The sequence below is a fragment of the Ensifer sp. YR511 genome (assembly GCF_900103045.1).
Lineage (GTDB): Bacteria > Pseudomonadota > Alphaproteobacteria > Rhizobiales > Rhizobiaceae > Ensifer > Ensifer adhaerens.
In genome coordinates, this window is the sequence record NZ_FNGR01000011.1 from 83,834 (window position 1) to 95,436 (window position 11,603).

Below are 11,603 nucleotides of genomic sequence, written 5' to 3' on the forward strand. Positions count from 1 at the left end.
TTCCATGGACAAGCGATCGGCAGCGTCCAGCAGGGTGGAGGAAACGCTCGACCCGAAAGACTGGGCTGAATTGCGGGCTCTGTCGCATCGCATCGTCGACGATGCGATAGACTATCTCAGCCAGGTCCGGGAACGGCCGGCATGGCGCAACATGCCCGATATGGTGCGGGAGAGCTTTTCTACCCCGCTTCCCAGGACACCAAAGCCGCTCGAAGAGATCTACGCGTCGGTCGCGGAAAACGTGCTCGGCTATCCCATGGGCAACATCCACCCCCGCTTTTGGGCCTGGTACATGGGGTCGGGAAACTTCACCGGGGCGCTTGGCGAATTTCTTGCTGCCGTCCAGGGGTCGAACGTCGGCGGCGGCAACCATGCCGCCGCACTCATGGACCAACAGGTCGTCAATTGGTGCAAGGAAATGCTGGGGTTTCCGACGACGGCCAGCGGCACGCTCGTCAGCGGCGGCTCGGTCGCCAACATCGTCGGCCTGACGGTTGCCCGCAACGTCAAAGCCGGGATCGATGTGCGTGCACATGGCATCGGCGATCGGCCGCTCTGCTTCTACGGTTCGGACCAGAGCCACAGTTGCCATCGCAAGGCGGTCGAACTGTTCGGCCTCGGCGACCGGGCCCTCCGGCGCGTTGCGACGGATGCCGAGTTGCGCGTCGATATCGCGGCCTTGCGCGGTGCGATCGAGCAGGATCGCGCGTCCGGTCGGCTGCCCATCTGCATCATCGCCAATGCCGGAACGGTGAATACCGGCGCCATCGATGACATCCAGGCTCTCGCCGATCTGGCTGCAGAGTTTGGCCTCTGGCTCCACGTCGACGGCTGTATCGGCGCTCTGCTCCGGATCGCGCCCGAGAATGCCTGGCGTGTCGCAGGCATCGAAAGGGCAGATTCCATCGCGCTGGACCCGCATAAATGGCTGCATGCGCCCTTCGAGGCAGGCTGCGTCCTCGTTCGCGATGCGGCCGCACACCGCGGTACCTTCGCCGTTACGCCGGAATATCTGGAGTCGACCGTGCGGGGTCTCGCTTCGGCGCCCTGGCTCTATGACTATGGCCTGCAGACGTCGCGTGGTTTTCGTGCCCTGAAAATCTGGATGTCGCTGATGGAGCACGGCATCGAGAAATTTGGCCGCCTCGTCGACCAGAATGTTGCTCAAGGCCATTATCTGAGCGGCCTCGTCGAGGCAGAGCCCCAACTCGAACTCGTGGCGCCGACCAACATCAACATCGTCTGCTTCCGTTACCATCCGGAGGAAATGACGGCTGAGCGATTGAAGGCGCTGAACACGGAAATCATGCTGCGGCTTCAGGACGAGGGGACCGCCGTCATCTCCGACACGACGGTACACGGCGAGCATTGCCTGCGCGTGGCAGTCAACAATCACCGGACGCGACGGGAGGACCTGGACCTGTTTGTGCGCGAAGTTGTGAGACTCGGACGGGAGATTGTCGCAGGCGGCGGCATCGACTGACACATAGTTCTGCGAGGCTCCAAGCGTCACCGGGTTGCGGCCGGTTCTTGCGCCGGCAGGGTTTCTGGCGCCGCCGTGGCTTGGAGCACGCGAACCATCTCAGCGATCGCGGCTTCCCGCTGCGGATCCTTGCCGGCCGCATAGGCAAGCGGAAAGGCCATCTGCACATCCGGCGCGATGCCCACCCCCTCAAGCCTTAGCTTGTCGCCGATGACCGCATCCGAAACCGCCACTTCCAAGAGGCTGTCGTCCGGTAGCACATAGGCACGACCGGCAAGCAGAGCACCGGCCGTCCGCTCGCCGACGAGCGTGATCCCGTGTTGCCGCAGCGTGTAGGCAAAGAGTTCGAGGCCGCTGCGGGTTCCGTTGTCGATCAGCGCGACCACAGGCTTTTGCCAGCGGAAATTGGCAAGCGTGGCTTCGCCCCGGCGTGGAATCAGCCGGAACGTCGGCGTACCACCGACCAGAAACTCGGCTGCGTCTGCCGGCCCGCCGCCCCAGCGGCCGCGCAGGTCGACGACGAGGCCTTCCGCATCCTTCAAGCGGCCGCTCGAAAGCGCCTCGGCGACGAGATTGAGCCCGTTTCGCGTGGAAAGGGTCCAGAGCCGCACATAGCCGACCTTCCGGCCGCCGGTCTCGATGAGCGCGACACTTTCTTCGATCGCGCGCTCGAACATTTGAAGTGGTCGTAAGCTTTCGACCGGAACCTGCAGCGACAATGGCTCCGCATCGCGGTGGCGGCGGAGCCGAAGTTCGACCGTGCGGCCGACCTTACCTTCGAAGGATCCGATCTCATGATAAGCCTGCCCGTCGACCGAAAGGATCTGGTCACCGACGAGGAGGCCCGCCTTCTTTGCAGCCGATCCGTCATAAACATCGCTGACGAACCGCTGCCCATTCTTAACCGTCGTCACCATGCCGATGCCGGGATAGCGCGCGGCGCCATCCGGCGGAAAAAGACGCCGCATATCGTCACGGATGGCGAAGCGAAAAATGTCGGCGAGCTCGAAATAGTCGATCGTGTCGGCTTTGAAACGTCCGGTATGGGAAACCCCGAGACTTGCAAGGACGGACGCGATCGCCGCATCGACGCGGGAAGACGCGCTCGTCCTGGATAGTGCCGCAACGGGATCCGTGATCTCGGCCTGGGCGGTGGTATTGAAACGGTCGAGCGCCTTGCCGTCATAGAAGTTCGCGTTCACGAGTTCGATCACCCGGTCGAATGTCGGCTCGCCGGAGCGTGGCAGCTCCGCGGCCCACGCCATAGCGGCCGTCGACATGACGAGGCTGGCGATCAACGCTGTACACCTTAGTCTCGGCCGCATGGTCGTTGCTCCGGTTTCGCGCCGCCGATTATCGACAAAAGCGCGCGCACCTGCCGGCAAAATCGCGTGATCACGCCGTGATCCCCGCCCGGCACCCCGATCTGCCGAACCCACTGCGGCCAAACCTTTCAGGTTCGTGTCAGGTTAGGGTGGCTTGTGTGGTGCATCGATCGCTCCGGGGACAGAGGCGATTGCCTCTCCTTTGGCGTGCTCCGGAAAAGAAAGGAAAGTGCGAATGGTTGGCAAGGCCCCGCATCTACACGTGCACGACAACAGCCACCGCCGGGACGAGGTTTTCGCCGCACCGGACCAGAATGTCGGCGACTTCGCCTTCAATGCAACCGTGGCCGCCGTCTTCGACGACATGGTCAGCCGATCGGTTCCCTACTACGGCGAAATCCAGCGGATGGTTTGCGAACTCGCCAGCGACTTTGCCGAAGCCGATACCAACCTCTACGACATCGGTTGCTCGACCGCGACGACGCTGCTCGGGCTCGACGCCATGGTTGATCCCGCCGTGCGCTTCGTCGGCATCGACAACGCTCCCGACATGATCGAGAAGGCGAAGGAAAAGATCGTCCAGGCAAATTCCAACCGGGCGATTGATCTCAGGGGCGGCGACCTGCACCACGGCATCGAAATCCACAATGCCAGCGTCGTCCTGATGCTTCTGACCTTGCAGTTCGTGCGCCCCCTCTACCGCGAGCGCGTCATGCGCTCGATCTATGACGGCCTCAACGAGCGCGGCGCTCTGCTGCTCGTCGAGAAGCTGACCAGCGAAGACTCGACGTTCAACCGCTTGTTCATTGAGCACTACTACGACTACAAGCGCCGCAACGGCTATTCCGAGATCGAGATCGCCAGGAAGCGCGAGGCGCTTGAAAACGTGCTCATTCCGTACCGCCTGGAGGAAAATTTCCAGCTGCTGAAGGAAGTGGGTTTCCGCAGCGTCGAGGTCTTTTTCCGCTGGTATAATTTCTGCGGCATTGTCGCGATCAAGTAGGACGGACCGAGCATGATCGCGATCGGCAATTTTCTCTTCCGCTTCCGCAACCAGCTTTTTCCCGCGATCATCGTGGTGTTGTTCCTGCTGATGCCGCCGCCGGCATTGGTCTTGGACAACCCGCTGCTGACGCTGGCCAAGGACGCGGTCGCGATCCTCGTCATTCTGGCAGGCCTCGCGCTTCGCGCGACGGTCGTCGGCTATAAGTACATCCAGCGTGGCGGCCTGAAAAAGAGGGTCTACGCCAAGGACCTGGTAACCGAGGGCATGTTCGGCGTTTGCCGGAACCCGCTCTATGTCGGCAACATGCTGCTCTACTGCGGCGTTTTCCTGCTGCACGGCAACCCGCTGCTCATCGTGATCGGCATCGGGCTCTTTGCCTTCATGTACCAATGCATTGTCTATGCGGAGGAGGCTTTTCTTCTTCGCACCTTCGGCGAAGCCTATCAGGTCTATTGCCGTGACGTGCCGCGCTGGGCGCTGCGCCTTTCAAACTTCAGCCAATCCACGGAAGGCATGGCGTTCAACATCAGACGTGTCGTCGGCAAGGACTATTCGACCGTCTCGGCGGCCATGATCGCGGTGCTCGCGACAGAGATGTACAAGCTCGCGACCTACGAGCCATCAGGCCGGAATGTTGGCGTCCTGGCCGTTCTTGGCGGCGCGATGGCTCTGGTCGGGATCGCGACGGCGGTGATCAGCTACAAGAAGAGGCGCGGGGCCTTTCGCGATCCCGTCGCCTCCTGAAATCCTCCCATTCTTGCGCCCTGTATGCGGCGGCCGAGACGGGCAGCCTCACCGCATTTCGCCGCTTGGGCGCTCAAGGACTTGACGGCCATCCCCGATCGACCCTAGGCAAGGACGAACAAGTGTCCGGTGATATCTTGAGAGTCCTACTAGTCGAAGACGATCAGGTTCTGGGGGAGGCGCTGCGCGACCATGTCGCCGCCGCCGGCCACGCGGTCGATTGGTTCAAGCGCATCCTCGATGCGGTGGCGGCGACCGATACGGTAACCTACGGACTGCTCCTGCTCGATCTGCGATTGCCCGATGGCGAAGGGCTGACGCTCCTGCGCTCTCTCCGCGCGCGCGGCGATGGCACGCCCGTAATCATTCTGACGGCGCACGACCAGATATCCGACCGGATCGAGGGGCTCAACAGCGGGGCGGACGACTATCTGGTCAAGCCCTTCGATCTCAATGAACTGACGGCCCGCATGCTGGCCGTTTCCAGGCGCTATACGGGCAACGCGACGCCGACGGTCAAGCTGCCCGGCATCGAGATCGACCAGGTTCACCGCAAGATCGCCGTTAATGGTGACAGCCAGAGCCTGAGCGCTCGGGAATGGGCCGTTTTGGACAAGCTGGCCGCGCATCCCGGCGCCCTCGTGTCGAAGGCGCAGTTGCACGACGCGCTTTACGCCTTCGGTGCCGAGATCGAAAGCAATACGGTCGAGGTCTATATCAGCCGCCTGCGCAAGAAGATCGGGCCTGACCGGATCGAGACCGTGCGCGGCCTCGGCTACTGCCTCAGGTGATCGCATGTCCGACAAGAGGAGCATGACCCGCAGACTGGCCATTGCGCTCACCAGCGTCGTCGCCCTCTTTTGGTTTGTTGCGCTCGGGCTTGGCGTCTATGTGATGCAGGACGAGTTCACCGAAATCTTCGACAGCGGCGTGCAGGAAACCGCCGAACGATTGTTGCAGATCGTGGCTAACGAGACGACGAGGGACGCGCCCAGCGGCTTGGCCCAGGCGTCGGTTGTGGCGCCCGCGCTCAATTCGCAATTCCTTACCTACCAGGTGCGCGACCGCGACGGCCGCGTTCTCTTTGACGACGGCGCGCCGGAGCCCTTCGCGGTTCCCCTTGCGACCGGCTTCTCGCAGACCCCCACCCATCGGATCTACACGGCCGGAACGACTGACGGATCACTCTATGTGCAAGTTGCCGATGCGATCGAACATCGCACAGAAGCGCTCATGGAAGGCGGAACGGCGCTGCTTTTGCCGCTGCTCGTGCTGATACCGGGCAGCATCCTTGCGATCGTCTTCGTCGTTCGCAGCACGCTGTCGCCCGTGTCGCAGCTGCGCGACGATATCCTGACCAAGGACAGCGGTAATCTGGCGCCGATCGACGAGGCGACGCTGCCGCGCGAACTGCGGGCGATCGCGCGTTCCGTGAACCTGCTTCTGGCGCGGCTGAAGGCGGGCCTAGAGGCGGAGAGGGAATTCACCTCGAACAGCGCCCATGAGCTGCGGACCCCGATTGCCGGTGCGCTCGCGCAAACCCAACGGCTGGCGCGCGAGGTGCCGCCGGCATACCAACCGCGAACCGCCCAGATTGAACGTGCGCTCGTGCATCTGAGCCGGCTTGCCGAGAAGTTGCTGCAGATGTCGCGCGCCGAAGCGGAGATTGCCATTTCGGACGAGCAGCACGATCTGCTGCCGGTGTTGATGGTCGTGATGCAGGATCTGGAGCGATCCGCGCTCGGCGCCAACCGCCTGAACGTTCAGGTCGCCAAGGGCACCGTACTTGAACGGCCGATCCGCGTGGACGCCTTTGCGATCGTCTTGCGCAATCTTCTTGAAAACGCCCTGATCCACAGTCCGCCGGGCAGCCGGGTCGATCTCCATGTCGACCCAATGGGTATCCGCGTCACGAACGAAAGCGCTGTTGTCGCCGAGGACGTCCGCGCCAACCTGACCAAGCGCTTCGTCCGCGGGCCGACCGAGGCCTCCGGTTCCGGGCTCGGGCTTGCCATCGTTGAGCGGCTGGTCGCGCAGATGCAGGGCCAATTGCTCATCGCTTCGCCGGCGCGCGGCAAGACGCAGGGGTTTGAGGTCGAAGTCCGCCTTTGACGGCTGCAGGACCGGTCAATCCGGTCGCGTTTCCGTTCCTCGCAATCAAGGTCACGCGAGGAAAGGACGAACAAGCGGGACGCCTGTAACTGCGCCCCGCCTGCCTCTGGATCTTACTGCTGGTCGAGCGCGCGGCTGAGGCTCAGCGCCGCGATCGTGCAGATCGCACCCGAAATCAGGTAGCCGCCGATGAAGATGATGCCAAAGCTGCTGGCAAGCCCGAGTGCCACGAGCGGCGCGAAAGCGGCGCCGACGAGCCAGGCGAGGTCCGACGTCAGAGCGGCACCCGTGTAGCGATAGTACTGGGTGAAGCGCGAGGAGACGGCGCCCGAGGACTGGCCGAAGGAAAGGCCGAGGATGGCGAAGCCGATCAGGATGTAAGCGTCCTGGCCCTTGCCGCCGGCATCGAGCAGGAAGGGGGCCGAGAAGCTGAAGATCGCGATCAGGATCGCACCGATCATCAGCTGGTTGCGGCGACCGACCCGGTCGGCAATTACGCCCGAAAGCACGATGCCGATGGCGCCGACGACGGCACCTGCCACCTGAACCCACAGGAATTCAGCCGCCGACTGGCCGCCATTGAGCGTCACCCAGCTCAAGGGGAAAATGGTGACGAGGTGGAACATTGCGAAGCTTGCGAGCGGCACGAAGGCGCCGAGCACGACGTCGATGCTGTGCTTGCTCAGCATCTCGAAGATCGGCCGCGCCTCAAGCTCTTTGGCTTCCATGGCGGCGCCGAATTCCTTGCTGGCGACGATGCGCAGGCGCGCGAAAAGCGCCACGACGTTGATCGCAAAGGCGACGAAGAACGGATAGCGCCAGCCCCAGGCGAGGAAATCTTCCTGCGAAAGGTTGCTGACGAAATAACCGAAGAGGATGCTCGCAAGCGCAAAGCCGATCGGCGCCCCGAGCTGCGGGATCATCGCGTACCAGCCGCGGTGATTCTGCGGCGCATTAAGGTTCAGCAGCGATGCGAGGCCGTCCCAGGCGCCGCCAAGCGCAAAGCCCTGGCCCAGCCGGAACAGCGCCAATAGCGCCACCGCCCAATATCCGATTGTGTCATAGCCGGGCAGGAAGGCGATTGACGCCGTCGAGCCACCGAGAATGACGAGCGCGATCGTCAGCTTCGTGCCGCGCCCGTAGTTGCGGTCGACCCACATGAAGACGAAGGAGCCGACCGGGCGGGCGAGGAAAGCGAGCGGGAACAGCGCGAAGGACATGAGCGTCGCGGTGACCGCATTGGGCGCGAACGGGAAAATCAGCTTCGGAAAAACGAGGATCGAGCCGAGGCCGTAGACGAAGAAGTCGAAGAATTCCGAGGTTCGTCCAATGACCACGCCGATGGCGATGCTGCCCGGGGACAGAGGCTTGTCGTCCTCGTGAATGCGACGTGCATCCCGCTCGAGACCAGACGATGTTGGGTTAGCGACCGAAACCATGAATTTCTCCGACGATCGAACGTCTTGTCGTTAGAGTGTTGACCAATTGGCGTCTGATATCAAGAATGCCGTGCACGTACCTGCGCACATGCCTCATTCGAGTTCGTGCCTAACGTTCGCTGGAACAGCCGGCATCGAACCGACAATATGCCTTTGCGCCCGTACAAACGCGCATAGAGCGATACGGTCGTCACTGCACTGCGGCAAAATGTTGCGCTGCGACGATGGACCTCACTTCCATGCCCGATCATGCCCGAGTAATGCCGACTAGACAAAACGCAAGTTGAGGCCGCAATGCCGAAGCCATACAGTTTAGCCGGACGATCGACGATTGCCGTCCTGTTGCTCTCCGTTCTCTCGGGATGCAACATGGTGGTCATGTCGCCTTCCGGTGATATCGCCGCGCAGCAGCGGGATCTGATCGTTATTTCGACGGTCCTGATGCTGTTGATCATCGTTCCCGTCCTTTTCCTGACGCTGTTCTTTGCCTGGCGCTATCGCCAGTCGAACACGGCCGCCAAGTATGATCCGGAATGGCACCATTCCACCGGCCTCGAAGTCATCATCTGGTCGGCTCCGCTCGCGATCATCATCGCGCTCGGCGCGATCACCTGGGTCAGCACCCACAAGCTCGATCCCTATCGACCGCTCGATCGGATCGATGCGGCGCGCCCGGTGACCGAAGAGATGAAGCCGATCACGGTCGAAGTCGTCGCGCTCGACTGGAAATGGCTGTTCTTCTATCCGGAATACGGTATTGCCACGGTCAACGAGATGGCGGCGCCGGTCGACGTGCCGATTAATTTCAAGATCACTGCCTCGTCGGTGATGAACTCGTTCTACGTTCCGGCGCTCGCCGGCATGATCTATGCCATGCCCGGCATGCAGACCAAGCTGCACGCCGTTATCAACAAGGCCGGCGAATACGAGGGCCTCTCGTCCAACTACAGCGGCGACGGCTTCTCGCACATGCGCTTCAAGTTCCACGGCGTGGACCAGGCGGGCTTTGATGCCTGGGTTGCCCGCGTCAAGCAGAACGGCACGATGCTCAATCGTGACGCCTACCTGAAGCTCGAAAAGCCGAGCGCGAAGGAGCCGGTGCGCTACTACGCTTCCGTGGAAAACGGCCTCTATGAAGCCGTTCTCAACATGTGCGTGCGCGAAGGCCAGATGTGCATGAAGGATATGATGCACATCGACATGATGGGCGGAGCCGGCGTCGAAAGCCATGAGAACCGCGCCAAACTCGAGCATGACAACCGCCATACGGGCGGAGTGACCGAAGCGGCCGCACCGGCCGCGACCTTCCCCGAAACCGGTAACCCCGCCAAGAGCGAGGAACCGGCCGAAGGCGTCAAGGAAGGGCAGCCGGCGCCGATGAACCACGACATGCACAAGACGCAGTAGGACTTTCGCGCGCTCGCCGGCCTTGATCCAGCGAGCGCCAGGGCCCTTCGGGCCGCAATTCGAGACATATTGGAAGACCCATGTTTGGTGACACCAGCCTCACGCAATTCATCTTCGGGCGGCTTACCTGGGAAGCGATCCCATACCACGAGCCGATCCTTGTCGTGACCTTCGCAGCCGTGGCCGTCGGCGGCCTGGCGATCCTCGCGCTGATCACGAAGTACAAGCTCTGGGGCTATCTCTGGAACGAGTGGTTCACGTCGGTCGATCACAAGAAGATCGGCATCATGTACATCATCCTGGCGATCGTGATGCTTTTGCGCGGATTTGCCGACGCGATCATGATGCGCATACAGCAGGCGATCGCCTTCAACGGCAACGAAGGCTATCTCAACCCGCACCACTACGACCAGATCTTCACTGCCCACGGCGTGATCATGATCTTCTTCGTGGCGATGCCCTTTGTCACCGGTTTCATGAACTATGTCGTGCCGCTGCAGATCGGCGCGCGCGACGTCTCGTTCCCCTTCCTCAACAATTTCTCGTTCTGGATGACGACGGGCGGTGCGGTCATCATCATGATGTCGCTGTTCGTCGGTGAATTCGCGCGCACCGGCTGGCTCGCCTATCCGCCGCTCTCGGGTGCCGACTACAGTCCCGGCGTCGGCGTCGACTATTACATATGGGGCCTACAGGTGGCGGGCGTCGGGACAACCTTATCCGGCATCAACCTGATCGCCACGATCGTGAAGATGCGCGCTCCGGGCATGACCTTCATGAAGATGCCGGTCTTCACCTGGACGTCGCTGTGCACCAACATCCTCATCGTCGCGACCTTCCCGATCCTGACGGCGACGCTTGCGCTGTTGTCGCTCGACCGCTACCTCGGCTTCAACTTCTTCACCAATGACCTTGGTGGCAATCCGATGATGTACATCAACCTCATCTGGATCTGGGGCCACCCGGAAGTCTACATTCTCGTACTGCCGGCCTTCGGCATCTTCTCCGAAGTCGTCGCGACCTTCTGCGGCAAGCGCCTCTTCGGTTATACGTCGATGGTCTACGCCACCTGCGTGATCATGATCCTCTCCTACCTGGTGTGGCTACATCACTTCTTCACCATGGGTTCGGGTGCTTCGGTGAACGCCTTTTTTGGCATCACCACGATGATCATCTCGATCCCGACCGGGGCGAAGATGTTCAATTGGCTCTTCACCATGTATCGCGGCCGTATCCGCTACGAACTGCCGATGCTGTGGACGATCGGTTTCATGGTGACCTTCGTTATCGGCGGCATGACCGGCGTCATGCTGGCGATCCCGCCGGCCGACTTCGTGCTGCACAACTCGCTGTTCCTGATTGCCCACTTCCACAACGTCATCATCGGCGGTGTGCTGTTCGGGCTGATGGCCGGCCTTGTCTACTGGTGGCCGAAGGCCTTCGGCTACAAGCTCGATCCCTTCTGGGGCAAGATGAGCTTCTGGTTCTGGCAGATCGGCTTCTTCTTCGCCTTCATGCCGCTCTACGTGCTCGGCCTGATGGGGGTCACTCGGCGTGTCAGCCAGTTCGAGGATCCCTCGCTGCAGATCTGGTTCATCATCGCCGCTTTCGGTGCGGTCCTGATCGCCATCGGCATCGCGTCCTTCATCATCCAACTTGTCGTCAGCTTCCTGCGTCGCGACCAACTGCGTGAAACCTCAGGCGATGCCTGGGATGGCCGCACGCTCGAATGGTCGACCTCGTCGCCGCCGCCGGACTACAACTTCGCCTTCACGCCCGTCGTTCACGACCATGACAGCTGGTACGACATGAAGAACCGGGGTTACGAGCGTCCGCTCGAAGGCTTCAAGCCGATCCACATGCCGAAGAACACCGGCACTGGCATCATTCTCTCCGGCATCAGCGTCGTGCTCGCCTTCGCGTTGATCTGGTACATCTGGTGGCTGGCGGCGGTATCCTTCATCGCCCTGATTGCGGTCTCCATCGGCCATACCTTCAACTACAACCGTGATTTCTTCATTCCCGCGGAAACCGTCGCGGCGACCGAAGACGCACGCTCGAAACTGCTTGCGGAACGGATCTGAAAC

The 11,603-nt window shown here is 61.7% G+C and carries 9 protein-coding genes; 7 read left to right on the top strand and 2 right to left on the bottom strand.

Annotation, left to right across the window (positions count from 1 at the left end):
* Positions 1-4: 4 nt before the first annotated feature.
* A complete protein-coding gene (locus tag BLU15_RS19465; protein ID WP_090297260.1) occupies positions 5-1,483 on the top strand; it encodes a pyridoxal phosphate-dependent decarboxylase family protein in 1,479 nt (492 codons plus the stop codon).
* Positions 1,484-1,509: 26 nt separating this feature from the next.
* Here the strand turns inward: BLU15_RS19465 and BLU15_RS19470 are convergent, their stop codons facing one another.
* On the bottom strand, positions 1,510-2,808 hold the full coding sequence (locus tag BLU15_RS19470) for a S41 family peptidase (protein ID WP_060610564.1): 1,299 nt from the start codon (positions 2,806-2,808) through the stop codon (positions 1,510-1,512).
* 235 nt (positions 2,809-3,043) lie between these two features.
* Here BLU15_RS19470 and cmoA point away from each other — a divergent pair, with 235 nt between their 5' ends.
* The 4 genes from cmoA to BLU15_RS19490 all read left to right on the top strand — a co-directional run bounded on the left by cmoA (position 3,044) and on the right by BLU15_RS19490 (position 6,670).
* Positions 3,044-3,811, top strand: coding sequence for a carboxy-S-adenosyl-L-methionine synthase CmoA (gene cmoA / locus BLU15_RS19475; protein ID WP_034790738.1), 768 nt, complete (start codon positions 3,044-3,046; stop codon positions 3,809-3,811).
* 12 nt (positions 3,812-3,823) lie between these two features.
* Positions 3,824-4,558 (top strand): methyltransferase family protein, encoded by a 735-nt coding sequence (locus tag BLU15_RS19480; protein WP_060521111.1) that lies wholly within the window; start codon positions 3,824-3,826, stop codon positions 4,556-4,558.
* Between the two features lie 137 nt (positions 4,559-4,695).
* A complete protein-coding gene (locus BLU15_RS19485) occupies positions 4,696-5,349 on the top strand; it encodes a response regulator transcription factor (RefSeq protein ID WP_060610856.1) in 654 nt (217 codons plus the stop codon).
* 4 nt (positions 5,350-5,353) lie between these two features.
* Positions 5,354-6,670, top strand: coding sequence for a sensor histidine kinase (locus tag BLU15_RS19490; RefSeq protein ID WP_090297263.1), 1,317 nt, complete (start codon positions 5,354-5,356; stop codon positions 6,668-6,670).
* A 113-nt stretch (positions 6,671-6,783) separates the two neighbouring features.
* Here BLU15_RS19490 and BLU15_RS19495 read toward each other — a convergent pair whose 3' ends face one another.
* Positions 6,784-8,109, bottom strand: a complete 1,326-nt coding sequence (locus tag BLU15_RS19495) for an MFS transporter (protein ID WP_060521113.1) — start codon at positions 8,107-8,109, stop codon at positions 6,784-6,786.
* A 294-nt stretch (positions 8,110-8,403) separates the two neighbouring features.
* Between BLU15_RS19495 and cyoA the strand changes: the two genes are divergently transcribed.
* Together cyoA and cyoB are read left to right on the top strand one after the other, a co-directional pair.
* Entirely contained in the window at positions 8,404-9,516 is a 1,113-nt protein-coding gene (gene cyoA / locus BLU15_RS19500) for a ubiquinol oxidase subunit II (protein ID WP_090297267.1), read from the top strand.
* An 80-nt stretch (positions 9,517-9,596) separates the two neighbouring features.
* Positions 9,597-11,600, top strand: coding sequence for a cytochrome o ubiquinol oxidase subunit I (cyoB, locus tag BLU15_RS19505; RefSeq protein WP_034790697.1), 2,004 nt, complete (start codon positions 9,597-9,599; stop codon positions 11,598-11,600).
* The last annotated feature ends 3 nt before the right edge of the window (positions 11,601-11,603 follow it).

Excerpts from the sequence above, each read along its gene's own strand:
- BLU15_RS19465 (WP_090297260.1), top strand. The coding sequence starts at position 5 with ATGGACAAGCGATCGGCAGCGTCCAGCAGGGTGGAGGAAACGCTCGAC.
- BLU15_RS19470 (WP_060610564.1), bottom strand. The coding sequence starts at position 2,808 with ATGCGGCCGAGACTAAGGTGTACAGCGTTGATCGCCAGCCTCGTCATG.
- cmoA (WP_034790738.1), top strand. The coding sequence starts at position 3,044 with ATGGTTGGCAAGGCCCCGCATCTACACGTGCACGACAACAGCCACCGC.
- BLU15_RS19480 (WP_060521111.1), top strand. The coding sequence starts at position 3,824 with ATGATCGCGATCGGCAATTTTCTCTTCCGCTTCCGCAACCAGCTTTTT.
- BLU15_RS19490 (WP_090297263.1), top strand. The coding sequence starts at position 5,354 with ATGTCCGACAAGAGGAGCATGACCCGCAGACTGGCCATTGCGCTCACC.
- BLU15_RS19495 (WP_060521113.1), bottom strand. The coding sequence starts at position 8,109 with ATGGTTTCGGTCGCTAACCCAACATCGTCTGGTCTCGAGCGGGATGCA.
- cyoA (WP_090297267.1), top strand. The coding sequence starts at position 8,404 with ATGCCGAAGCCATACAGTTTAGCCGGACGATCGACGATTGCCGTCCTG.
- cyoB (WP_034790697.1), top strand. The coding sequence starts at position 9,597 with ATGTTTGGTGACACCAGCCTCACGCAATTCATCTTCGGGCGGCTTACC.